General features: G+C 34.8%; 18 protein-coding genes and 2 tRNA genes. 6 read left to right on the top strand and 14 right to left on the bottom strand.

Features of this window, described 5'->3' with window-relative positions:
* Positions 1-34: 34 nt before the first annotated feature.
* A complete protein-coding gene (locus ArsFIN_RS12190) occupies positions 35-1,498 on the bottom strand; it encodes a catalase (protein ID WP_026822031.1) in 1,464 nt (487 codons plus the stop codon).
* 266 nt (positions 1,499-1,764) lie between these two features.
* Here ArsFIN_RS12190 and ArsFIN_RS12185 point away from each other — a divergent pair, with 266 nt between their 5' ends.
* Positions 1,765-2,307: a YfaZ family outer membrane protein gene (locus tag ArsFIN_RS12185; RefSeq protein ID WP_026822030.1), complete on the top strand. Its 543-nt coding sequence runs from the start codon at positions 1,765-1,767 to the stop codon at positions 2,305-2,307.
* Positions 2,308-2,363: 56 nt separating this feature from the next.
* Here the strand turns inward: ArsFIN_RS12185 and tyrP are convergent, their stop codons facing one another.
* Positions 2,364-3,578, bottom strand: coding sequence for a tyrosine transporter TyrP (gene tyrP / locus ArsFIN_RS12180; protein WP_026822029.1), 1,215 nt, complete (start codon positions 3,576-3,578; stop codon positions 2,364-2,366).
* 234 nt (positions 3,579-3,812) lie between these two features.
* Between tyrP and ArsFIN_RS12175 the strand changes: the two genes are divergently transcribed.
* On the top strand, positions 3,813-4,532 hold the full coding sequence (locus tag ArsFIN_RS12175; protein ID WP_425322470.1) for a class I SAM-dependent methyltransferase: 720 nt from the start codon (positions 3,813-3,815) through the stop codon (positions 4,530-4,532).
* A 28-nt stretch (positions 4,533-4,560) separates the two neighbouring features.
* Here ArsFIN_RS12175 and yfaE read toward each other — a convergent pair whose 3' ends face one another.
* The 4 genes from yfaE to ubiG all read right to left on the bottom strand — a co-directional run bounded on the left by yfaE (position 4,561) and on the right by ubiG (position 9,373).
* Positions 4,561-4,836, bottom strand: coding sequence for a class I ribonucleotide reductase maintenance protein YfaE (gene yfaE / locus ArsFIN_RS12170; protein WP_026822028.1), 276 nt, complete (start codon positions 4,834-4,836; stop codon positions 4,561-4,563).
* 5 nt (positions 4,837-4,841) lie between these two features.
* Positions 4,842-5,978, bottom strand: coding sequence for a class Ia ribonucleoside-diphosphate reductase subunit beta (gene nrdB, locus ArsFIN_RS12165; protein ID WP_026822027.1), 1,137 nt, complete (start codon positions 5,976-5,978; stop codon positions 4,842-4,844).
* A gap of 11 nt (positions 5,979-5,989) precedes the next feature.
* Entirely contained in the window at positions 5,990-8,281 is a 2,292-nt protein-coding gene (gene nrdA, locus ArsFIN_RS12160) for a class 1a ribonucleoside-diphosphate reductase subunit alpha (protein ID WP_026822026.1), read from the bottom strand.
* Between the two features lie 360 nt (positions 8,282-8,641).
* On the bottom strand, positions 8,642-9,373 hold the full coding sequence (gene ubiG / locus ArsFIN_RS12155) for a bifunctional 2-polyprenyl-6-hydroxyphenol methylase/3-demethylubiquinol 3-O-methyltransferase UbiG (protein ID WP_026822025.1): 732 nt from the start codon (positions 9,371-9,373) through the stop codon (positions 8,642-8,644).
* Positions 9,374-9,539: 166 nt separating this feature from the next.
* Between ubiG and gyrA the strand changes: the two genes are divergently transcribed.
* Both gyrA and rcsC read left to right on the top strand, forming a co-directional pair.
* Positions 9,540-12,167, top strand: a complete 2,628-nt coding sequence (gene gyrA, locus ArsFIN_RS12150) for a DNA topoisomerase (ATP-hydrolyzing) subunit A (protein ID WP_026822024.1) — start codon at positions 9,540-9,542, stop codon at positions 12,165-12,167.
* 172 nt (positions 12,168-12,339) lie between these two features.
* A complete protein-coding gene (gene rcsC / locus ArsFIN_RS12145; RefSeq protein ID WP_246067208.1) occupies positions 12,340-15,168 on the top strand; it encodes a two-component system sensor histidine kinase RcsC in 2,829 nt (942 codons plus the stop codon).
* Positions 15,169-15,285: 117 nt separating this feature from the next.
* On the opposite strand, the gene rcsB is transcribed toward rcsC, so the two are convergent.
* Together rcsB and rcsD are read right to left on the bottom strand one after the other, a co-directional pair.
* The gene (rcsB, locus tag ArsFIN_RS12140; protein WP_026822023.1) at positions 15,286-15,933 is read right to left on the bottom strand and encodes a response regulator transcription factor RcsB; all 648 of its coding nucleotides are present in this window, start codon (positions 15,931-15,933) and stop codon (positions 15,286-15,288) included.
* A gap of 1 nt (position 15,934) precedes the next feature.
* The gene (gene rcsD / locus ArsFIN_RS12135; RefSeq protein WP_167876692.1) at positions 15,935-18,640 is read right to left on the bottom strand and encodes a phosphotransferase RcsD; all 2,706 of its coding nucleotides are present in this window, start codon (positions 18,638-18,640) and stop codon (positions 15,935-15,937) included.
* Between the two features lie 204 nt (positions 18,641-18,844).
* Between rcsD and ArsFIN_RS12130 the strand changes: the two genes are divergently transcribed.
* Both ArsFIN_RS12130 and ArsFIN_RS12125 read left to right on the top strand, forming a co-directional pair.
* A tRNA-Ser gene (locus ArsFIN_RS12130) sits at positions 18,845-18,932 on the top strand.
* A gap of 6 nt (positions 18,933-18,938) precedes the next feature.
* Positions 18,939-19,014 (top strand) — tRNA-Thr (locus ArsFIN_RS12125).
* A gap of 352 nt (positions 19,015-19,366) precedes the next feature.
* On the opposite strand, the gene ArsFIN_RS12120 is transcribed toward ArsFIN_RS12125, so the two are convergent.
* The 6 genes from ArsFIN_RS12120 to ArsFIN_RS12095 form a co-directional block, all read right to left on the bottom strand.
* Entirely contained in the window at positions 19,367-19,603 is a 237-nt protein-coding gene (locus tag ArsFIN_RS12120) for a hypothetical protein (protein ID WP_026822021.1), read from the bottom strand.
* 686 nt (positions 19,604-20,289) lie between these two features.
* Positions 20,290-21,075, bottom strand: coding sequence for a hypothetical protein (locus ArsFIN_RS12115; protein ID WP_026822020.1), 786 nt, complete (start codon positions 21,073-21,075; stop codon positions 20,290-20,292).
* 1 nt (position 21,076) lies between these two features.
* Entirely contained in the window at positions 21,077-21,295 is a 219-nt protein-coding gene (locus tag ArsFIN_RS12110) for a hypothetical protein (RefSeq protein WP_034249283.1), read from the bottom strand.
* 1,258 nt (positions 21,296-22,553) lie between these two features.
* Positions 22,554-22,904 carry a Rap1a/Tai family immunity protein gene (locus tag ArsFIN_RS12105; RefSeq protein ID WP_026822019.1) on the bottom strand — a complete coding sequence of 117 codons (351 nt, stop codon included), beginning with the start codon at positions 22,902-22,904 and terminating at the stop codon, positions 22,554-22,556.
* A gap of 79 nt (positions 22,905-22,983) precedes the next feature.
* The gene (locus tag ArsFIN_RS12100) at positions 22,984-23,688 is read right to left on the bottom strand and encodes a DUF2971 domain-containing protein (RefSeq protein WP_051296937.1); all 705 of its coding nucleotides are present in this window, start codon (positions 23,686-23,688) and stop codon (positions 22,984-22,986) included.
* A 464-nt stretch (positions 23,689-24,152) separates the two neighbouring features.
* Positions 24,153-25,331 carry a tyrosine-type recombinase/integrase gene (locus ArsFIN_RS12095; protein WP_026822018.1) on the bottom strand — a complete coding sequence of 393 codons (1,179 nt, stop codon included), beginning with the start codon at positions 25,329-25,331 and terminating at the stop codon, positions 24,153-24,155.

Here is a 25,331-nt window from a genome sequence, read left to right as displayed (position 1 = left end):
GAGGTTTTACCCTCTCCTTGATGACTAAATCGTTTTACTTATGGTGTTTTTTTCGCTGTTTTTCTAATGCTTTTTCAACCCCTTTGCCATATTTAGGGTGTACCTTATTAAATAACGCAACCTGTCGTTGCTGGGTTTCAATTGACGCTGCTACTAATTCACTGGCGATCCTTTCAAACATACGCTTATGTTCATGTTTACTCAGCAATTCAAACAGTGCACGAGGCTGGCTATAATAATCATCATCTTCGCGATGATTCCAGTGATCGGCTGCTCCTGTCAACGTTAATGGCGGTTCTTTAAATTGCGGCTGTTCTTGAAATAGGCCAGCGCTATTCGGTTCGTAAGTCACTCCATTGCCGCTATTACCATCCACTCGCATGGCGCCATCACGGTGATAGTTATGAAAGGGACAAGTGGCAAGTGGTTTATTCACTGGGATTTGAAAATTATTGACCCCTAAACGATAACGATGAGCGTCTCCATAAGAGAATAGCCGGCCTTGTAACATTTTATCCGGTGAAAAACTAATACCTGGCACAATATTAGCTGGGCTAAAGGCAGCTTGTTCCACATCAGCAAAATAGTTATCAGGATTGCGGTTTAATTCAAATTCACCCACATCGATTAATGGGCAATCTTTATGTCGCCATACTTTAGTCAAGTCAAATGGATTATAAGGCAGTTTAGCGGCATCGGCTTCAGGCATAACTTGGATTTGCAATTTCCAACGCGGATAATTTTTGTTATTAATGGCATCAAACAGATCACGTTGTGAACTTTCACGATCTTTACCGACAATTCTTTCCGCTTCGTCATCCATTAAATTTTCAATGCCTTGCTGGCAGCGGAAATGAAATTTGACCCAGAATCGCTCATTTTTTTCATTAATAAAACTATAGGTATGACTACCGAAACCGTGCATATGACGGTAAGATTTGGGAATACCTCGGTCACTCATATCGATAGTTAATTGATGAAGAGATTCAGGCAAATGTGAGAAGAAATCCCATTTATAAGCAGGGTTACGTAAATTCGTATGCGGATCACGTTTTACGACATGGTTAAGATCAGGAAATTTTAATGGATCACGTAAATAAAAAACCGGTGTATTGTTACCCACTAAATCCCAATTACCTTCTTCGGTGTAAAACTTTAAGGCAAAACCCCGAATATCTCGTTCTGCATCAGCAGCTCCTCGTTCGCTAGCAACGGTAGAGAAACGAATAAATAATTTGGTTTCTTTACCTATTTTTGAGAAGATTTTTGCCCGTGTATATTGGCTAATATCATGGGTAACGGTGAAAGTACCAAATGCACCGGAGCCTTTAGCATGCATACGGCGTTCAGGAATAACTTCACGGTCAAAGTGAGCCAATTTTTCTAAAAACCAAACATCTTGTAACAGCATCGGGCCTCGAGGGCCTGCGGTGATAACGTTATTATTATCAACGACGGGTGAGCCTGCAGAGGTAGTAAGACCTTCTTTTTTCTCCATTACACATCTCCAGTTTTTTTGAAATAGAAAAATGTATTTAAAAATGATTAGCAGGTGTTACATAATTTCATTAATCTTATTAAAGTTATATCAAATAAATTATCTAAGCTAATAAGATATATAGCCAATCAAAAATACCTATTGCTGCGATATATCAGCGTCAAAAATTTTTTTTACAAAAAAATAATAATAATTCGCAAGAAAATGAAATATATTGTCGATATTTTAGTAACCAGAATAATTAATGACTTAGGATAACTATTTTGATGAAAAGGTTTTTATTACCCGTAACAGTTGGATGTTTTTTATTCTCAGGCCATTCTAATGCCGCTTCTATTAATGCACAAGTAGGAAAAGATTTTACTGAACTTACGGCGGGCATTGGTAGTAAAGGGGCAGGCCTGGGCATAAATGGCAATTGGACACGTAGTGATCATGATGGTCAAGTAACCAGTTTAGGCGCCACTTTTGGTCTACCTTTGGGGCCTTTTAGCGCTTATATTGGTGGCAAAGCTTATTATTTATCACCACAGGATAATAATAACGGTTTTGCCTTTGCTGCGGGTGTTGGCGCTAATTGGCAAATTATGCCATCGTTGGCGCTATATGGGGAAATTTATGGCTCGCCGCGTGATTTAACTTCAGGTAATTATGCTTATCAGGAAGCCGATGTTGGCATTAAATATGAAGTAATTAAACCATTAGCCATTAATTTTGGTTATCGCTTCATGAAAGTACAAGGTAAACATCATCATCCTAATAATACTATTGCCGATGGTTTTTATCTTGGCGCAGGCGTCAGTTTCTAGCTGCTTAATTATGCGCACCATATAAATTATGGTGCTTTCCTTTATGTCAAACTGGGTTAGCCAACAGCAGGTAAAATGCCAATAACAATGGCTATCTGAATTAAAATCACGCCAACACCACAAATCAATACTACCAGCAACCCCGCTGTTCCACCTTTAACCCGGTAACAATTAGTTTTGTTAGTTTCAATCTTTCTCGCTTGCATAACCATCAATGCGGGTAGAATGAGTGCTAAGATAGATAAAGCAACGGCTGCATAAGTTAAGGCTTTAACAAAACTGCTAAAAAAAAGTGCGCAAATTAGTGGCGGTAGGAAGGTTAATAATCCACTTTGTAAGCGACCGAATGCGCTATTTTTACGCTTAAACATATCGGCTAAATAGTCAAATAAACCCAGCGTAACACCCAAAAAAGAGGTTGCTAATGCCAGATCCATAAACAGGTTAACGGCAATAGTAACTTGTGAAGTGGCAACGATATCATTAATTGCAATGAGTAATCCGTTTAAACCCGACTGGGCGGCTAATATACCGATAAAGGTGTTTTGTGGGATAGCGCCTAAGGTGGCTATTTGCCATAAAATATAAGCGAATAATGGGAGCGCACTGCCAATAATAAAAATTTTACGTAACTTTTTGATATCCCCATCCATATAGTTTACTAGGCTAGGGATACTACCGTGAAAACCAAATGAAGTAAAAATGACGGGAATGGCTGATAGAACTAACCCTTTTTCTACTGGCATAGCGATAAGATTGATATTTTCTACATGCGGCATCATGACGACTAGCATGATAAGTAGAAAAACAATTTTTGCGGTAAACAGCATGCGATTTATCAAATCGACAGAATGCGTACCAATACAGACGATTGCACCGCCAATAAGGGTGAATAAAATAATAGCGCAATTGATGCTAATATTTATTCCTATCCAAGATAAAAGGCTATTAGCGATCAAAATACCTGCTCCGCCGATATAAGCTGTCGCTAATGCATACATCAGTAGTAGCATACTTAAACTGGTTATCATTTTTCCAGCTAAGCCAAGATATCGTTTGGCAATAGAGCCTAAACCTAAATGTGCGGGATGGTATTGATATACTTCGACTAGTAGTAGCGCGGTATAACTCATTAAAGCCCATAGTCCAATGAGCATAAGCGCAATCATAGGAAAGCCAACGCCCGATGCAGCAAGCGGCATCGCCAGCATACCTGCACCGATTGTGGTGCCAGCAACAATCAAAATACTACCCAGTGTCGGATTTTTCACATGTAATCCTGAGTTTTATCGCTAAATTTTTATAGCGGCAGAGTAAATGATTGCTTATTGCGTGTCAAATTAATATTACATTATTTGGAATTTTATGTTTACATTGTGAAGTAAGCATTAGTGAATAGGATAATGATCAGGCATAATATAAAAATTCGATTAAAAAGTGATAGTTAAGCTAATTTTATACCAATTATTGGGATTGAATCATGAAAGAAAATATTTACGATCAGGATGATTTTTTTATCGCCTATCGCCTATAGCCAATTTCCACGTTCTGTTGAAGGATTGAATGCCGCCGGTGAATGGCCAGCATTGCAACGTCTCTTACCTAATTTTCAAGGTAAATCAGTATTAGATTTGGGCTGTGGTTACGGCTGGCATTGTTTATATGCCGCACAACAGGGGGCGATAAAAGTCATTGGCACCGACATTTCGCAGAAAATGTTAAAGGTGGCAAAAGAAAAAAATCGCTTTCCTACTATCATCGAATATCGGCAACAAGCGATAGAGGATATGCAGTTTGCCGATGCTAGCTTTGATCTGGTCGTCAGTTCGCTAGCATTACATTATGTCGCTAATTTTGCGCAAATATGTCATAAAATCCACGCTTGTTTAACTGAAAAAGGCCAGTTTATATTTTCGGTTGAGCACCCGGTTTTTACTGCTGATGGTTCACAAGATTGGTGTTATGATCCTTCAGGCGCTAAGCTCCATTGGCCGGTTGATAACTATTTTAGCGAAGGTGCGCGGCAGGCAGAATTTCTCGGCCATAAAGTGACTAAATACCATAAAACCTTAACAATTTATTTGACCAGTTTATTGACAGCCGGCTTTTCTATTGAACAACTCATTGAGCCTCAGCCGGCTGATTATTTGTTAGATAAAATTGCTGGCATGAGAGATGAGCTACGGCGTCCGATGATGTTACTGGTGGTCGCTAAAAAAGCGTAAATACGCTTATTAGTGCCTGATGGTGTTATTAATTGATATCAATATCAATATCAATATCGGTAAGCGGCTGGCAACTGCATGCTAATATCTCATTTTTATCAATGAATGCGAGCGGTTTATGCCGATATCCCACTTTCCCTTTGCATAGGCGAACCCGGCATGCACCACAAAAGCCTTCTCGGCATTGAAATTCAATTTGAATTTTACTCTGTTCAAGGGCATCAAGTAGACTGGTATGTTGTTCGGAATGAAAAGAAATTTGTATACCCTGCGCGTGGCGCAGGGTGATTTTATAGCTTGCCATAACGGTTATAACTCAAAACTACGCAGCTCATCGGTATCAACTTGGGCATCAATTTGCCCTACTAAATAGGAACTTACTTCGACTTCTTGTGGTGCTACCTGAACATTATCAGAAACTAACCAGGCGTTGATCCATGGAATAGGGTTAGAACGAGTTTCAAAGGGTAATTTTAAACCCACCGCTTGCATGCGAATATTGGTAATATATTCGATATATTGACATAAAATATCTTTATTAAGACCGATCATTGAACCACCAGAGAACAGATACTCCGCCCACTCCTTTTCCTGTTCAGCGGCTTGAACAAACAATCGGTAGCATGCTTCTTCGCACTCTTTGGCAATAATAGCCATTTCAGGATCATCCTGGCCAGAACGCATTAGATTTAACATATGTTGAGTGCCCGTAAGATGTAGTGCTTCATCCCGCGCAATCAATTTAATAATTTTAGCGTTTCCTTCCATCAATTCGCGTTCAGCAAAAGCGAATGAGCAAGCAAAGCTAACATAAAAGCGAATAGCTTCTAGCGCATTAACACTCATCAAACATAAATAGAGTTGCTTTTTTAGCTCATGTAAAGAAATGATTACACTTTTGCCATTAATCGTATGACTGCCTTCACCTAACAGATGGTAATAACTGGTCAGCTCAATTAAATCATCATAATAAGCTGAAATATCTTTTGCCCGCTTTAAAATTTCGTTATTAGTGACAATATCGTCAAAAATAATTGATGGCTCATTAACAATATTACGAATAATGTGGGTGTAAGAGCGTGAATGAATAGTTTCTGAAAATGACCAGGTTTCTACCCAGGTTTCAAGCTCAGGAATAGAAATAAGGGGTAGCAGCGCCACGTTAGGACTACGTCCTTGAATAGAATCTAATAATGTTTGGTATTTTAGATTACTGATAAAAATGTGTTTTTCATGTTCAGGAAGTGCTTGATAATCAATACGATCACGAGAAACATCAATTTCTTCTGGGCGCCAGAAAAAAGAGAGTTGTTTTTCAATCAACTGCTCAAAAATGGGATATTTTTGCTGATCATAGCGTGCAACGTTAACAGGCTGTCCAAAGAACATAGGTTCTTGTAATTGATCATTTTTGGTTTGCGAAAATGTTGTATATTGGTATTCCATACGTCCTCACGTTAAATCTTACAAGCTCCGCCATCACAATCGCTATCAGCAGATTCAACAACTTCTTCCAGATCGACTTGGGTATCTTCTGCACCATCACGGGTATTATGGTAATAAAGCGTTTTTACCCCATATTTATAAGCAAGTAACAAATCTTTCAATAACTGGTTCATTGGAACTTTATTATTTGGGAAACGGGTTGGATCATAATTAGTGTTAGCAGAAATAGATTGATCAATAAATTTTTGCATAATACCGACCAATTGCAAATAACCGTCATTGTTGGGCATTTGCCATAATAATTCATAATCATTTTTTAAGCGTTCGTATTCAGGTACCACTTGGCGCAAAATACCATCTTTTGATGCTTTAATGCTGATATAACCTCGCGGTGGTTCAATACCATTGGTGGCATTAGATATTTGGGAGGAAGTTTCTGATGGCATCAAGGCGGAAAGCGTTGAGTTGCGCAAACCATATTGCTTGATATTTTTGCGTAAAGTTTGCCAATCATAATGTAGTGGTTCAGATGTTAGTGCATCTAATGACTTTTTATAACTATCAATCGGCAAAATACCTTTTGCATAAGTGGTATCATTAAACCATGGGCAAGCACCTTGCTCTTTTGCCAGTTCATTGGATGCTTTCAATAAATAATATTGGATCGCTTCAAAGGTTTTGTGGGTTAGATTATTGGCACTACCATCGGAGTAGTGAACACCATGTTTTGCCAAATAATAAGCATAATTAATGACGCCAATACCCAAAGTACGGCGACCCATAGAGCCTTTTTCCGCGGCAATAATCGGATAGTTTTGATAATCGAGGAGTGAATCTAATGCACGTACCGCCAATACTGCTAACTCTTCCAATTCATCTAATGAGGTAATCGCACCTAAATTAAAAGCGGAAAGAGTACAAAGTGCAATTTCACCCTTTTCGTCGTTAATATCGTTTAACGGTCGGGTTGGCAAGGCGATTTCCAGACAGAGGTTTGATTGACGAATTGGCGCAACCTTAGGATCAAATGGGCTATGGGTATTACAGTGGTCTACATTTTGAATATAGATACGACCCGTTGATGCTCGCTCTTGCATCATAAGTGAAAATAGATCAAGCGCTTTAACACGTTTCTGGCGTATGCTTGCGTCTTGTTCATATTTTAAATATAAACGTTCAAATTCGCTTTGATCAGCGAAAAATGCTTCATATAAACCGGCAACATCAGAAGGGCTAAAGAGTGTAATTTCTTCACTTTTGATCAGGCGTTCATACATGAGTTTGTTAATTTGTACGCCATAATCGAGATGACGAACACGATTGCCTTCAACGCCACGGTTATTTTTCAGCACCAATAGGCTTTCAACCTCTAAATGCCAGAGAGGATAAAATAGTGTGGCGGCACCACCACGCACGCCACCCTGAGAACAAGATTTCACCGCGGTTTGGAAATGTTTATAGAAAGGGATACAGCCGGTATGAAACGCTTCACCTCCCCGAATTGGACTACCTAGAGCGCGAATGTGGCCGGCATTAATACCAATACCGGCACGTTGAGAAACATATTTGACAATCGCGCTGGAGGTGGCATTAATTGAATCAAGGCTATCGCCACATTCAATTAATACACAAGAACTAAATTGGCGGGTTGGTGTGCGTACCCCCGCCATAATGGGGGTAGGTAGTGAAATTTTAAAATTTGAAATTGCATCATAAAAGCGATGAATATAGTCTAACCGTGTCTCTTTTGGATAGCGTGAAAAAAGGCAAGCTGCAACCAAAATATAAAGAAACTGGGCACTTTCATAAATTTCACCGCTTACTCGGTTTTGCACCAAGTATTTGCCTTCTAATTGTTTAACTGCCGCGTAGGAAAAATTCATATCACGCCAATGATCCAGAAAACTATCCATCTGCTCGAATTCTTCTGCTGAATAATCGGTAAGCAGATGCTTATCATATTTACCTATCTTAACCATATGCAAAACATGTTGATATAGTGCAGGTGGTTCAAATTGGCCATAGGCTTTTTTACGTAGATGAAAAATAGCTAATCGCGCTGCAAGATATTGGTAATCAGGTGTATCAGCTGAAATAAGATCTGCAGCCGCTTTGATCATGGTTTCGTGAATATCTGAAGTTTTGATGCCATCATAAAATTGGATCTGAGAACGTAGCTCGACTTGGGAAACGGATACATCTTTTAGGCCTTCAGCTGCCCAGGTAATGACTTTATGAATTTTATCAAGATCAATGCGTTCTTTATGTCCATCACGTTTAGTGACTAACAGACTTTGGTTCATGAGTAGATACACCTAAAGTTAACTAGCTAAATATTTATTGATCACTACCCTCGAGGGTTAATAACAAAAATACAAAATGGCGTGCGGTTAAACGCATAGTAAGTTTGTATTTTGAACTAAATTGGAGAGTAGTAAACACAATATATAGTGTTTGATTGCGTTTATACTAACAAGATAATGGTATTTGCTGTTTTTATCAAGTCTACAAAAAATGGGGTTTTAGCAATAATCCAGCACTGAATTTTGCCAATTAGCCAATAACTCTGTGTGATAATAGGAGAATATTATAATTTATGTTACCGGCAATGGTGAAAAATAAATTAGTAATGAGCTACTGATTGCTGTTTTATTCAGCAAATGTTAACAATTATTGGCATTTGATAAATGCAACATATAATTAACATCAACATTCGATCCTAAGGAAAATTTGTCGCTGATAGGATTATAGTGTAATCCAATGATATGTTGTTCTTGTAAAGATGTTTTATCTATCCAATTAAGTAGTTCTGAAGGTCGAATAAATTTTTTCACATTATGCGTACCCTTGGGAACCATTTTTAAAATATGTTCAGCGGCAATGATTGCCAATAACCAGGCTTTTTTATTACGATTAATGGTAGAAAAAAATACATGACCGCCCGGTTTGACTAATTTTGCACAGGATTGAACTATTGACTCAGGATCAGGCACATGTTCCAGCATTTCCATACAGGTGACAATATCGTAAGTTTTAGGGTGTTTTTCTGCATGGCTTTCAGCGGTTTCTTCTAGATAGTCAATTTGTATATTGCTTTCTAATGCATGGAGTTTTGCGACCTCAAGGGGCTCTGTGGCCATATCAATTCCTGTCACTAGGGCACCTTCTTTCGCCATACTTTCTGATAAAATTCCACCGCCGCAGCCAATATCGAGCACTTTTTTACCGAACAAACCATTAGCGTGTTGCAGGATATAATTTAAACGTAATGGATTAATCCGATGAAGAGGTTGGAATTCACTTGTTTGATCCCACCAACGTGTGGCAACAGAGCTAAATTTGTCAATTTCAGCTAGATCAACATTTGCCTGGCTCAGCGAATTCTTATTATTCATCAGAAAATTTACTCCTTAATTTTTTTATTAACATAGACTGTATAATGGCATTAGGTCATTATACATGTTTTATTGATCATTATGCGTTTCGTGTTTTTATAAAATGGCGATTTTGTGGTATAATTTTACTCCTTAATGAATAAGGAGTATGAGGGACAGTGGCTCCATGAGTGACATAGCAAGAGAAATTACCCCAGTCAATATCGAAGAGGAGCTGAAAAGCTCTTATTTGGATTATGCGATGTCTGTAATTGTTGGACGCGCCCTTCCAGATGTACGAGATGGATTAAAACCTGTTCACCGTCGCGTATTATATGCGATGAATGTGTTAGGTAATGATTGGAATAAAGCATACAAAAAATCAGCCCGTGTAGTCGGTGACGTCATTGGTAAATATCATCCTCATGGTGATAGTGCTGTTTATGATGCGATAGTTCGTCTGGCACAACCTTTTTCAATGCGTTATATGCTAGTTGATGGGCAAGGTAATTTTGGCTCTGTTGATGGCGACTCTGCTGCTGCAATGCGTTATACCGAAGTACGCATGGCAAAAATTGCCCATGAATTGTTGGCGGATTTAGATAAGGAAACTGTCGATTTTATCCCTAACTATGATGGTACTGAGCAGATCCCTGATGTTATGCCAACACGGATCCCAAACTTGTTGGTTAACGGTTCTTCAGGTATTGCTGTTGGCATGGCTACCAATATTCCACCTCATAACCTTAGTGAAGTCATTGATGGCTGTCTGGCTTATATTGATGATGAAAATATCAGTATTGAAGGATTACTGGAGTATATTCCAGGCCCTGATTTTCCAACTGCCGCGATTATTAATGGTCGCCGTGGTATCATCGACGCATACCGGACCGGGCGTGGCAAAGTCTATATTCGTGCACGTGCTAACATCGAAGTTGATGATAAAAATGGTCGTGAAACCATTATCGTCAATGAGATCCCTTATCAGGTTAATAAAGCCCGTCTAATTGAAAAAATTGCTGAATTGGTAAAAGACAAGCGTGTTGAGGGGATTAGCGCATTACGTGATGAGTCTGATAAAGATGGCATGCGTATTGTTATTGAAGTAAAACGGGATGCAGTCGCCGAAGTGGTACTAAATAATTTGTATTCCCTCACCCAACTTCAAGTCTCCTTTGGCATTAATATGGTCGCCTTATATGATGGTCAGCCAAGACTTTTAAACTTAAAAGAAATTCTTGAAGCTTTTGTTCGCCACCGTAGAGAAGTGGTCACTCGGCGGACTATTTTTGAATTGCGCAAAGCACGTGAGCGGGCTCATATATTGGAAGCGCTCGCCGTCGCATTAGCAAATATTGATCCAATTATTGAACTTATCCGCCAAGCATCAACACCTAATGAAGCGAAATTGGCTTTGATTGCTCGTCCTTGGCAACTAGGTAATGTTTCTGCCATGTTAGCAAGTGCAGGCGATAACGCAGCTCGTCCTGAATGGCTTGAACCTCAATATGGTGTGCGAGAGGGTCAATATTATTTGACTGAACCGCAAGCTCAGGCAATTCTTGATTTGCGTTTGCAAAAATTAACAAGCTTAGAGCATGACAAAATATTGGATGAATATCGTGAGCTGTTAAAACAAATTGCTGCGTTACTATATATATTAACCAGCCCAGAACGGTTAATGGAAGTCATTCGTGAAGAGCTGGAAGCTGTTAAAGAACAGTATCGTGATGTCCGTCGCACCGAAATTACTGAAAATAGTGCAGATATTAATATCGAAGATTTAATTAATCAGGAAGATGTGGTCGTTACTTTATCACATCAGGGCTATGTTAAATATCAGCCACTCTCTGATTACGAAGCACAGCGACGCGGAGGTAAAGGTAAGTCGGCAGCGCGAATTAAAGAAGAAGATTTTATTGAGCGTTTGTTAGTTGCCAATACCCATGACACAATTCTATGTTTCTCGAGTCGTGGCCGTCTCTATTGGATGAAAGTTTACCAGTTACCGGAAGCTAGCCGTGGCGCGCGTGGACGACCAATCGTCAATTTATTACCGTTAGAACAAAATGAACGTATTACCGCAATCTTACCGGTACGTGAATTTGATGATGGTCATTATGTATTTATGGCGACAGCGAGTGGCACAGTTAAAAAGACATCACTAAAAGATTTTAGTCGCCCTAGAAGCGCTGGGATCATTGCAGTTAACCTTAATGAAGGTGATGAACTGATTGGTGTTGATTTAACAGCAGGTAAAAATGAGGTAATGCTTTTCTCTGCTGGTGGTAAAGTGGTTCGTTTTGCGGAAAATGCGGTTCGTCCGATGGGGCGCACCGCAACCGGTGTTCGCGGTATTAAGTTACATGCGGGCGATAAGGTTGTTTCATTAATTGTACCTCGTGGTGAAGGTGATATTTTAACCGTTACAGAAAATGGTTATGGTAAACGAACTGAGCAGAGTGAATACCCAACAAAATCGCGTGCTACCCAAGGTGTTATTTCCATTAAAGTTAGCGAACGTAATGGTAATGTGGTCGGGGCAATTCAGGTAGAAAAAACGGATCAAATTATGATGATCACTGATGCTGGCACCTTAGTGCGTACCCGAGTTGCAGAGGTTAGCATTGTCGGAAGAAATACTCAGGGTGTCACTTTGATTCGTACTGCTGAAGATGAAAAAGTAGTTGGTTTACAACGTGTTGTTGATCCTGAAGAAGAGGAAGAAGATAACCAAACGTTGATAGAAGATACCATTGGCGTAAAAGCAGAACCTGATATTAATAGCGTAGAAAATCTTACGCTTAATGAATGATAGATTAGCTTTATCTGTGCGGGCACATTAGGTGCCCGTTTTTACGATTTATGTCAATTCAACTTTAGTGATAACTTTTTATTATTCCGCTTATCGTATATGCTTTACCATTAATACACTTCTTTTATAGTTAGGACAGTGTTTGAGATATATATCTTCATTTAGAACGTCATTGAAAATTTCTCGCTATTTGTTCCGTACTTTGGGCGTTATGCTGTGGGTAATGGGAGCAGTAATCACACTTTTTTATCTATTTAATATCTTTAATAAAGTTAAATCTAATATCCATCAACAGTATACATCCACTTATGACAGTATGGTTGAATACGTACATTATACAGATAAGACTCTGAGATCAATACAATATATGGTAGATAGCCATATCGAAAAATTAGCGGTAGATCCTTATTATATGCCCGTATTACCGAAACAACTTAATTTCACCTTTTTACCCCTAACGGCAGATGCAGATTGTAGTAAATTGCATGAAACATCAAAGAATTACTTAATTGCATTTAATCAATTATTCTCTTTTTGGCGAAATAATATTGTGCCACCACAAGGCTTAAAAACAGTTTTTATTGTTGGTCCAGAAAGTAACTGTATGATTGATCTCGCTATCCGAAACAGTTCTACCAGTCTTCAATCGTTAAAAAAAATAATTCATGAAAATATGCGAACTTATATGAGTTTGCGAGCCCAAGGAAGAGAACAAAATATTTATTGGATCACACCAGCCTCAGGAACTGATAATGGTTCTTTCTACATATTAGCGCCTATTTATGATAAAGGGACTTTGATTGGTTTAATTGGTTTAGAACGCTCAATACGCTTGGAGCAGTTTAATCTACGCTATGAAAGACCAATAAGTACCTTTGTTTTAAATGCAAATAATAGATTAGTTTTACATTTTCCTTATGATAGCAATTTAAGATCTGATGATTATGTTTATCAATTAGAAACCTTTCATTTTGGTTATGATAATGATTTTAGTCGATTAATTTATAAAAACCGCTTACTACCTTCGTTATTAAGTGTCGTTTTTTCTGTGCCTATTAGTGATGTTCTTAATGAGTTTAAGCTGTCAATTATAAACGGCATACTGTTAAATATAATCTCATTTATTATAATTACTTTTTTAATCTGGCTATTAGAAAGGAAGATGTTATTACCGGCAGAAAATAATGCCATTCGTTTAGAAGAACATGAACAATTTAATCATAAAATAGTAGCGTCAGCGCCGGTGGGTATTATTATTTTACGCCTGGTTGATGGTGTTAATATATTGAGTAATGAACTTGCCCATGATTATTTTCGATTATTAAGCCATGACGATAAAACCCGTATCCTCTCAATTATCCAAGATAAATCTAGTAGCTATATTGATGTAGTTACTACCAGCCATACTCATCTACAAATAAGTTATGTTATTTCTCGTTATCAAAATAAGGAAGTCGCCATTTGTGTTCTGGTTGATATCAGTGCCCGTGTTCAAATGGAAAACTCTTTACATAATATGGCGCAGGCATCAGAGCAAGCTAATCAAGCCAAATCTATGTTTTTAGCAACAGTCAGTCATGAATTACGAACTCCACTTTATGGCATTATCGGTAATTTAGAGTTATTACAATCTTATGAATTACCCATTCAAGCTGATCGTCTATTGACGACAATGGATCACTCTTCATCATTGTTATTAAAAATAATTAATGATATTTTAGATTTTTCAAAAATTGAATCTAAGCAACTTAATATTGATCCGGCACCATTTAATTGTCGTGAAGTTTTCTCATTTATTATTTCAAATTATATTCCGCTAATAGGCAAAAAGGGTCTTTCCATTTTTTACTATATCGATCCTGATGTACCCGATATCATTAATGCTGATTCGGTTCGAGTACAGCAAATTATCTCTAATATTCTAAGTAATGCGATTAAATTTACAAAAACTGGTTTTATTCTGTTAAATATTTTTATAAAAGATTTTTATATTTATATTGAAATTAGGGATACAGGAATTGGTATACCTGATAATATATTGATGCAACTTTTTGATCCTTTCTTTCAAATTAAAGTCAATAATGAAAGTTTTTCCCAGGGAACCGGTTTGGGCTTACCTATATGTGAAAAGTTAATTAACTTAATGGATGGCGATATTGAAGTTAACAGTCAGGTTGGTATCGGTAGTAGTTTTACCGTCAGGTTGCCTTTGTTTGATAGTCAATATGTGACTTATAAGCAGCCGGAATATCGGCAAAATTTTCGTATCGGTTTGTATTTTTTTAATCATCATCTGCGAGCTTATCTTCAAACTTATTTAAACTACAATGGTTTTAATTTAACAACAATTTGGGATGAACACAGTAAAGATAAACTCTATGATTTGATTATCACCGATTCCGAAAACTTAGTGGCTGAAAGTAAGTTTATGCTTAGGTTATTTTCAACTTTTATCGGTGAACCACTGGAAAATGCGAAAAATGATTGGTTTCATAATACTTACCAACTTGATATGTTGGCTAGTTTTATTGATCAATTAGTGATGGAAAATAGTGAGCAAGAAGTTGCTAATCAATCTTCAATAATATCGCTACCAGATAAAAAATTATGTTTTCTTACGGTATTGATTGTTGATGATCATCCGATTAATCGGAGTTTACTAGCCGACCAACTGAAATCAATAGGCTTTAATATAGTACTCGCTGAAGATGGGCTAATAGCTTTGGATTGTGTGCGACAAAATAATATCGATATTGTTTTGACAGATGTGAATATGCCTAATCTTGATGGCTATGGTTTGACAAAGTTAATTCGAGAAGAAGGGTATGCGATCCCTATCGTTGCTCTAACGGCAAATGCAATGGCAGAAGAAAAGCAGCGTTGTTTAAGTGTAGGAATGGATGACTGCCTATCCAAACCAGTTACATTAAAAAAACTAAAGCAATCGCTGTTGAAGTGTTGCAATGCTAACATGTTAGCAACCCAAGAAAATAATAATTAAGTACTATTATAATATTCAAATGGTTATTAATTTATAAAAACTGATGGAAAACCGATTAATCTTATTCATTACCTATTAAGATTAGGATCAATCAGTTTTTTATTTACTATCACATTACTAGTTAATTTCTTTCTCGATTGTGACTGAAGAAAGATAATTTAATAATGCTATATCATTTTCAACACCGAGTTTTAGCATAGCCGACTTTTTTTGGCTACTAATTGTTTTAATACTTCGATTAAGTTTTTTTGCAATTTCGGTGACTAAGAAACCTTCCGCAAATAGGCGCAGCACTTCACTTTCTTTCGGGGATAAACGTTTATCGCCATAACCATTCGCATTAACTTTCTCCAATAATTTCGATACATTTTCAGGAGTGAATTTTTTTCCTTTTTGTAAGGCTGATAATGCTTTTGGTAAATCAGCAGGTGCTCCTTGTTTCAAAACGATCCCTTCTATATCTAAATCTAACACAGCACTTAATATTGCAGGATTATTATTCATGGTAAGGACAATGATTGATAGATTGGGATAGTGTCGTTTAATATATTTAATTAATGTAATTCCATCACCGTATTTATCACCAGGCATCGAAAGATCAGTAATTAGAATATCTGCATTAAGTTTAGATATATTATTGATAAGAGATGTGGAGTCTTCAAATTGACCAACCAAATTAATTCCCTCGATTTGCTCAAGAGATTTTCGTATACCAAATAGTACAATAGGATGATCATCAGCGATAATGACATTAAGGTTATTCATTTTATTGGTTGCCCTCTGGCATTAGTTTTTTGATAAAGATATCAATATCTCTAATGCTATTTAAAATCTCAAATTCATTATTATCTGCTATGTGCTGTTCTAATTGTTCACATGCTTTTTTTAGAAGCTCGAAGTTTAGCATAGCAAAAACACCTTTTAGTCTATGTGCTGTATCTTTTAGTTTTTTTAAGTTACCTTTTTCTTGGTTAGTATACAGCTTATTAATATCTATAGGTACTGTAGTAAGGAATAAATTACGATAGTCACTATCAGAAAGCTCTTTTTTATAATCCTCAAGGATTATAGGATCTGAATTATTGTTATGATTGATGATAGTAAATATTGATTTATCTGTTGATTCTTGTTCTGTAATCAAATTATCTTCGATTAAGATAGAAATTGCATTAATAAGTTCATCATTAAAATTGAAATTACATTTTATCAAATTTTGTTTTACTACTCTATAATTAATAATATTATCAACAAGATAAATTATTGGTTTATCATATTCTTTTTTATAATCAGTTATAAAGAAATCATAGGACGAATAACAATTATTTTTGCCTATATCAGAATAATGAGCGCCATAAGTCATTAAATGTTGCTGGATAATTTTATGAATTTCAGGATTTCTAATATCAAGAAGTATATTAACACCATCAAGAAGAGGTAATGGCTTGGAACTTTGTTCATTTTCTAATTCTAAGGGTAATGTCACGGTATAATGAGAACCGATCCCAACTTTGCTTTTTATGAAAAATTCGCCTTTCATACGGTAACATAGTTGGTGACAGAGATAAAATGTCATTCCTGAATTGGATAGGGTTTCATCATTATTTGTTGAGCTAGCAAAAGGCATGTGAATGTTTGCCAGATCCATTGCATTAAGTCCTATACCACTATCAATAATTTCAAAGGATAGACGCTTAGTTTCATAGTTCACAATAACAGTAATTTTACCAAAATTAGTTGTATTGATTGAATAACTCAATAAAAGTGAAATTATTTTAAATAAAGCGTTATTATTTGTGGTGATATGTTGTTCATAATTTAAATTATTATGATAGTAAAGTGAAAGACCTTTATTAATAATCAGTGATATTTTTTCTTTTAGTATTTTATTCATCATCTCAGCGATTGAGGCAGCTTTAAATTCATTTGGCTGCTCTAACTTCCACTCACCAGATTCAATAGTATTGAGTAGAGCAATATTATCAATCCAGTTAACAATATAATGTGTCCTAATTAATAATTCATTAATTAAATATTTTATGTTTTGATTATCAGCAGTGTTTTTGAGTTGGTGAATAAGGCTATTAATTTCTATGATGGGAGTCTGGATCTCTTTACACATGTTAGACAACATCGAGCGACGGACTTGAATATTTTTTTCATACTCATGTTTAGCCAACAATAATTTTTTATTTGTTAGTGCTTCTTTATCTTGATCATGAATAAAAAACATATAAGTATTATCTAATAATTGATTATTTATTAATTTTATTTCATAGATAGTATCTTCAATTGAAATTTGAATAGCACCATGATGCTGGATTGCCATATCACGAATACGTATCAAGTCCATATGGGGTAAAAGCAGGTCAGCGATTCCATTACTCATAATTTTGCGATTAGTAGAAAAATTATAAAGTAGAAAACCAGTAGGAATGTTTGAAATAATATAGTTGCTAATTGTGTTTGTAATTTGTATCTCGTGAAACATATTATGATTAGGAGCAATAAAACGCGTCCTAATGTGTAAGCTGCCGACAATAGAAATAGTAGCAAAAAAACAAATGGCAATTATGGCCCACAAGTTATTGTATAAAAGATCCCATAAAACATCCTTAATTGGTAATTGATAGACTATCTGATAAGTTGTTCCGGGAATAGGCTGCATAAATTGTAGTGAAAGGCCATTAAATTCAATATCAACTGGGTTTCCATTGTTGTGCATGATGTCATTTGAAAAAGCAATTGATAAATATTCAGGATTTATATTTTTTGAGAGTAATAAATTTATCGGTAATTCAAAAGTTATAATGGTGGTTAATTGGCAAGGTGAGTTAAACATCGTGCGGTAAGTATAATAATATGAATTATCAGGGCGTGTAGGATGAATATCGGACAAACTTTCTCGTTTGTCTATTGCCGATGATAATGTCAACATTTCAGAGCGTTTTTCTTCTGCGGTTAAAGTTAAATAACTCTCTTTATAGCGTATCTCGGGTTTTAGTATCGAATGAGTAGTTACCAACAAAAGTGTATTATCTGGACCATTAAGATAGTACATCGAACTAAATTCATTTTTAGCGCCCCATATTATGCCCATATAGTTAGATAATTTATATGCCAGATTGATATTCGTATTATTTTGGCGGCCAAAAATAATTGCGTCGACATGCCGCTCATAGTTATTGATCCAAAAAATATCAGGGCGTAATTTTATTGGTAAAGGGGTATCACTCTTAGTTTCATCTTCACCATCATTAGCAATATAATAGAGCTGACTTGCGTAATAACGATAATCTTCAATTTCATATTCAAGTTGTTTAGTGATGTTACTAAGCGCATTTTGACTATTATTGATCCAGTTATGAAAGTAATTGTAGGCAAATAAACATAACAATAATACAAGCGAGCTGATAAAAATTATAAAAAAGCGAGTTAGCGATGAAAGTTGTAAATTTGGTTGATTATAATCCATTGGTAGAAGAGGCGCCTTTTTATTAAACATGAAAAAATCAGTGTTCTGATTACTATTTAAACAATTCTGTCTTATTATTTTAACAGGTAATTTCGCATAGTATAATTTTAGTGATCAAACTTTGAACAAATGATAAAAAAAATAATATTTTTTTATATTAAGGTCTAGACAAGGTCATCACATTTCGCCATAATTCCGCGCCATGGAAGGATGGCCGAGCGGTCGAAGGCAGCGGTCTTGAAAACCGCCGATGGGAAACCATCCTAGAGTTCGAATCTCTATCCTTCCGCCAAATTTCGCCGGCTTAGCTCAGTTGGTAGAGCAACTGACTTGTAATCAGTAGGTCACCAGTTCGACTCCGGTAGCCGGCACCAAATAAGTCAAAGCTACTCAGTATGTCCCACAATACCTTAAGGTAAGTGGGATATTTCTGGGATGCTTTTATAGCATAAATATCTATTTATTGCCGATACCTATATAAGTTGATAGGCATATCTGTAAAGTCCCTCAGTCTTTCGTTTCATTTCAATCAAGTTCACACGCTTGAAAAGAGTATTAGTTGTCTAAGCTATCTTGATTTATATCTTAAAATCATTTAAGTGAAGCTGTTAAATATTTGAATTTGATGTTAAGCGGCATGTTAAATAATCTCTATTTTAAGCTTGCCACCACGGTGGTATAATTAAAAGTAATGTAATAATATTGTTATGAATAATTATAGCAATTTCACTGTTTACTTTGGTCCGTAGCTAAGATATTTATATCCCTGTTATCGACAAGACCATTTTTATCCCAACAAAATTTTTCTCCGATTTCATCATCATAATGACATGCCGCAATAAAAGCATGTTTGTGATATATATATTCATCCGCGTTTTTATTGCTAGTGGTCACATTAGCAAATGAATATGCCTGAATAAGAGAGCAACAGATGATAGATAATATTTTCAAGCAATTTTTCACTATTTTTCCTTTTATCGTTTAGGCTAGAAATAAACAAAATAAGTTTATCAACCATAAACTAACAATATCAATTTATTTTTAATTATTTTATTACTCTTCTCTATAAGATGATATTACCAGAGTTTTATATTGATTATTATTTACTTGCTATTTAACTATCTTAAAAACTTAGAAAAATTAAGTTTTGTATTTAATATGAGTAATATTGTCATATTAAATTTCAATGTGAAAAATCATATTAATATTCAGTATAGAATTAAAAGTAGTTGCTTAATATGGTAATCGAATGTGCTTTTTTTATTGACAAAGGTTAAAAATTCAAAAAAAATAATTAAACATATACTATGTTACTAATTAGATCAGTTAAAATATAATTAAAAATTCCTATGCTGATTAATTTTAAAATGGGTTAAAATATGTTTTAGATTTTACAAATTAATTTAATTTATTATAAAAAAATTTAATAAATAATTTTGAGAAAAGTAATTTATTTTTATTTAAATCTAATAATTTATCGTCTTTCTTAATTTAACTATTTGAATTTTTTAATAATATTATAACCTATGATGTTGCTTTTATGTTTAACATAAATTGCTAATATGGTGTATTATATTATTGGTACTTATTTTATAACTAATCTAATAATATTGTTACACGATAAAAATAGACATTATTGATCCTATATTTTAATTAGATTTAGTGTTTCTTTTTTCTTCTTTTGCTGCTGAATTATTGACACTATTGTAGAGTTTAAAATCAAACCAAGAGATATGAGAAATTTCGTCAGTAGAAACAACAATATTTAAATCCTTTATTTTGTTAGGATATACATTTGTAAATTCTAACAACAGAGTATCCTTGTCTCGATAGCCGGACATAACGGGAAAGAAAGAGATATATTTATTTGGTTCTTCTTTTTCGTTTGGATCAGATAATCCGCTGATAATACCAATGTAAACTTTCTTTGAAGCGAGGTTTATCAATACTGGACGTTTTGGTGTTGACTCTAAAGCATCAAGTAACATGCAGTCAATACTACCATTTGATAATGTTTTTCTCAGTACTCTTGCATTTTTAGCTTGGCATATTTTATTGTAAGTTGCTAAATGTTTTTTACTGTAAAAATAACCAAGTATATAGTTTTTTATCCAAACAATAAAAACATATACCCATGAAAATAAAATTGATGTGACTGATAATAATGTTAACAATGCATATATATGATCATTTTTTTCATCACCAGTTAGGATAAAGTTTTTTGCAATCAGATCTAGCAAATGAAAATTTGGCAAAAAGAATTTAATTAATACGGCAATTATCGTGGCGCAAAAAAGGCAGAAAGTACCGTAAGTAGCTACTTTTAGGTATAAAAGCTGCCCATCGTGCCGATGTAATCTAAAGTAGTGGTAGGGATTTTGGACTATCATAATATAGCCGCTAACTAAAATGGGAATAAGAAGTAATGCTAACAAGCTATTTCCTTGTACTCGTTTTTTTCTGTTTTACTATTAAGTTAGCCATCTTTTGCATTTCTTTTACTTCGGGCAATGCTGCAATTTCATTAGAGGGGATATAAGCGGCACCACTTTTGTCAACACGCACAAATGCGGAAATTTTATCATTTTGTCTTTTGCTCGTTTTCTGATGATCACTCGGAAAATATCTGGTAATCCAATTCCGCAATGTTGACATAATAACCACCTATGAACACAGACTTTTTATCAGTTAATTGATTACTTGTTTGATGGTTTAAGCATCAAACAATATTATATACTTTTTGCTGTTAATTTGTATACCGTTCAGTCATGGCAGTTAAATTTATCGCAACGTATTAACTTCTGTTGCATTAAAAATAATTTAATGTGTTAAAGAAAACAGCTTGAATTAACCTATTGATTTTATTGTGTAATCATATGGAAGGATACAGCCAGCAGCAATTGAGTGAGATACGTTGGACTGTCTCATATAAAAGAATAATAAATTAAATTTCGATGAAATGGCGATATTAAGTATATTCTGACTGCCTTTGAAATAACGACTTTTTGTATAAAATTTATATTATTATTAAGTTAATATAATAAAAATGATCAATGTAGAAAAAATGGCTCAAAATTAAAAGATTATTATTCATATTTATAATTTTTAGTTACTTTACTAGCCTGTCTATCAATTGTTAAGTAATAAAAATAATATGTTTATATGTTAGGTTTGAACCCATCTTTCACTAGTTATTAGTAGCCAAGCTATTCTGAGAGATTTATTAATGTTAGCAATATTGCAGTTGATAATTTAATCTCAACAAGTATTTTATTAGTCATGATTACAAACAAAAACTTTAGGTATTTTTTTGTTACATAAATGTTGAGTTTATCGGATTTGACTCCCGCGTTATTATAAAGTTTTTAGTGTACAATTTTCATTTGGCTGTTAATCGAGCTACGATGGTTGTAGTCGTTTCTCTTTTAATCATGAAATGAAGATTTGTTTGACTAAAATGTCGAATAAATAATTTACTTAGGTTGATTAGATGAAAGGTCTTATTCAGAATGATACTAAAAATTAGGAAGATTATTCTCCATATCAATTTATCATTGGTTGTTTGTCATTAGGTCAGAACAATTACATTTTTTTGTGATTTAGAGTATTAAGCTGTGATGAATATCATACTAATTAGTTTTCAGATCAATATTCGAGCAAATTTGTGTTATGTTTCGTTATTGACAGCAGTTGATTGGCTTTATATTTTAACTATTTGCCTTACATCATTATTTTTTCCTGTGTGTTTTGGCCAGCTTAGCTGGCTTTTTTTTTACATTCTATAAGGGATGTTGTGCGGTTAATTACAGTATGTTTAGGTAAAATAAACAATAAATTCTTGTTAGATGTTCTGGTGAAAAGGCTACCGAATTTTGTCTAGCATCAAAGACAGGAAAAGAATGTAGATGAAATATTATGTATTACATGGCCAGACTTTGTTTAATGCCATAATCGCTAATGTAATTGCTGGTTTTTCTCTTTCTTGCGGATTATCTTTTAAATATTTACCAACTATATCTGCAAATTGTCCCATTTGGGCATCAACTGGAGAACAATAAAATAAATTATTAGCAACATCTATACCTATCATAAAACCTAAATATGATCCCGCATCATAACCATCATTCATTGATGATGACCCATTCTCTATACGTTCATACGCTTTAAACCATTTATATAAATCATTTCCCGTTTTTACATCAGCATTTGCATAACAACAATAAGTCAATAAAAATAACATAAAAATATTTATTATTTTTTTCATCCATTTCTCACAAACCCCCTGATAAACAGGGTAGGATTTATTACTTCGTCAATGATGATTATTAAATGACAGGTTTTAATTATACTGCAGTAGATTCTTTCAATAGTTGTTCCCTTAACAGATTAATTTCTTTAGTTTTAATTTTATTAACCACCACTTTATAGTCCTGAAATGCGATACGAGCTTTTGTGATTTCGACTGAAGAAAACCTTGGTTTTTTAATAAGTTTAAGCGTTTCTTTCATGTCAGATAACGAGCACATTGAGCCAAAAATTACTTCTTTCAGTATAAAGTCTTCGTTAAAGTTCCTAAAATAATTTTCTCCCTCTTTTATACATTCAGTTCCAGATAGTTTTTGAAAAACTCTGACCTCATTTTCGTACTCCCAATCTTTGAATTTAGTTGTCATAAGCTTTTTTATGAATTTTTTCTTCGCAAAATTGTAAGTCAAGTCTATAGGAGCATCTATCAATTTGCTTTCATACTTAATATCCCATAATCTATCTTTGACTTCAAAACCAAGAACTATTCCTTTATGTCTGTCGGCATAGTGTCCCCACATTAGTGGGTTGCGCCAACTCTTACTTAAGCAAATTAGTCCTTCTTTTTTGTTAATTTCTTTCTTCTGACGTTGCAGCTTTTTTCTAGTATGTAAATCTCCACGATTGACACCTAGTAATTCGAATGGGTCATTTAGGTCTGAAAAGCGAGATATTTTTATTCTGTCATTTTCTATATTACTTATTGCATGTACCGCTGATGTAAAATAGTACAAGTTAACCATAAGTAGTTCCTAGTGAGAAAAAATCATTAAATCGAGTAGATAACTATTTTTGCATCATGCTAATTAAAAATAGGAGCAGGCAGAAACAAGTCTACTGACTGATTTTACTTGATTATAAATTTTGAAAATTGATTTATATGAAGTCTTTGATGCGATCGGCTAATGAAAGAGCAGGAAACCACAAATAATTATCGGTCATTTTACCACAATTTTACCCCAGTTTTACCACCCATAAATTTCAGACACAAAAAAACCAATCATAACTGATTGGTTTTCTTGGTAAAAGCTGGTCGGCATGAGAGGATTTGAACCTCCGACCCCCGACACCCCATGACGGCAACTAATTATCATGTAACTCATTGATATTTAATATATAAATAGCAGTTTGACTGTATAAACAAACAGTGCATAAATTACAATATATGCATTATATACATCAATAACTTAAATTGAGTTTTTCCCCGTCATAATGATATCTCTCCGTGAGGTACTTCTACCCAATCTACATGGTTCTGAGTATATATTTTGGTTGACTTTGCGTCACTATGTGCCATTCTTGCTTGAGGGTCTAATCCATTAATTTTAAACAAGTGTGCCGCTAATGCGCGAATTTCGTGAAATGTTGGTCTTTCAGCTAATGTTAAATTTGCTGTTACCCCTAGTTGATCTCTCAAGTTAGAAAATGCTCTGCTCAAGTAATCAGGCGCGATTTGAGTAGGGTGATGAATCTCACTACTTATTTTGCTTGGTCTTTTTATTGGAAGCCTATGGACAACATACGGACTTGCGATAGAATCACGACTATTATCAATTATTTCTTTTAGCTTAGCGCCAATAGGTATAGCTATATGTGATGCTTCTTTATCTTGAACTTTTTGACGATGTATATAAAGCATTCCATAAATATTATTTTGAGGTTCTTTATACCATATACATCCACAAATACCTTCTTGTGGCGATTTGATATTGTATCTTATACGAGAGACTTCTAACCTTGCTTGAGTGGTTTGTAACGCAAGATCCATAGCAGTTCTTAACCATGGTTCAGCGGCATTTCTAATTTTTTTGAAATCATCGAAAGATAAACGGTGTCTAACTTTTTTATCTGTACGTCTGCGTTTTTTTCGCTCTGCTGGATTATCTAGCATTAAAGATTCATCAATAGCGTAGCTAAATAATTTTTTTAAAAAAGAAACTTTTCTATTTTGTACGTTAGCGGATGCGTTCCCATGATATTTGTTGATATATTCATTAACATGTTCAAGCGATATTTCTGTGCAAAGAATATTAATAAAAAATTCTTTTACTCTTTCTATATCATTCTTCCAATCAGCTAATGTTGTTATTGATGGGGTTTCATCTTTTACTATTCTCTTAAATAAATGTTCAACATGTTCAGAAAATGGTAGTCCTTCGCCAAATTTACCGCCTGACTCTTGAATTAAAGAATTTATAGATATATTTAATAATGGCCGCATTATATTGTTATATTCTCTAGCAATGGCAATAGCTAATGCTTTGTCATTTCCGATATTTTTCTTTTTTCCATTTATTAAAACTAATCTGTAAATATTTTTTGATTTATCGAAGAAAAGAAAATCAGGGAGATTACGATACTCCCTCTTTCTTGGACGAGCTGCCAT

It is taken from the genome of Arsenophonus nasoniae (assembly GCF_004768525.1).
Taxonomy (GTDB): Bacteria; Pseudomonadota; Gammaproteobacteria; order Enterobacterales; family Enterobacteriaceae; genus Arsenophonus; species Arsenophonus nasoniae.
Note: the sequence above shows the minus strand (reverse complement) of the source record. Positions and strands in the feature narration are given on the sequence as shown.

Coding starts and splice junctions, on each gene's coding strand:
- ArsFIN_RS12190 (WP_026822031.1), bottom strand. CDS start 1,498: ATGGAGAAAAAAGAAGGTCTTACTACCTCTGCAGGCTCACCCGTCGTT.
- ArsFIN_RS12185 (WP_026822030.1), top strand. CDS start 1,765: ATGAAAAGGTTTTTATTACCCGTAACAGTTGGATGTTTTTTATTCTCA.
- ArsFIN_RS12175 (WP_425322470.1), top strand. CDS start 3,813: ATGATTTTTTTATCGCCTATCGCCTATAGCCAATTTCCACGTTCTGTT.
- yfaE (WP_026822028.1), bottom strand. CDS start 4,836: ATGGCAAGCTATAAAATCACCCTGCGCCACGCGCAGGGTATACAAATT.
- nrdB (WP_026822027.1), bottom strand. CDS start 5,978: ATGGAATACCAATATACAACATTTTCGCAAACCAAAAATGATCAATTA.
- nrdA (WP_026822026.1), bottom strand. CDS start 8,281: ATGAACCAAAGTCTGTTAGTCACTAAACGTGATGGACATAAAGAACGC.
- ubiG (WP_026822025.1), bottom strand. CDS start 9,373: ATGAATAATAAGAATTCGCTGAGCCAGGCAAATGTTGATCTAGCTGAA.
- gyrA (WP_026822024.1), top strand. CDS start 9,540: ATGAGTGACATAGCAAGAGAAATTACCCCAGTCAATATCGAAGAGGAG.
- rcsB (WP_026822023.1), bottom strand. CDS start 15,933: ATGAATAACCTTAATGTCATTATCGCTGATGATCATCCTATTGTACTA.
- rcsD (WP_167876692.1), bottom strand. CDS start 18,640: ATGGATTATAATCAACCAAATTTACAACTTTCATCGCTAACTCGCTTT.
- ArsFIN_RS12110 (WP_034249283.1), bottom strand. CDS start 21,295: ATGTCAACATTGCGGAATTGGATTACCAGATATTTTCCGAGTGATCAT.
- ArsFIN_RS12105 (WP_026822019.1), bottom strand. CDS start 22,904: ATGAAAAAAATAATAAATATTTTTATGTTATTTTTATTGACTTATTGT.
- ArsFIN_RS12100 (WP_051296937.1), bottom strand. CDS start 23,688: ATGGTTAACTTGTACTATTTTACATCAGCGGTACATGCAATAAGTAAT.
- ArsFIN_RS12095 (WP_026822018.1), bottom strand. CDS start 25,331: ATGGCAGCTCGTCCAAGAAAGAGGGAGTATCGTAATCTCCCTGATTTT.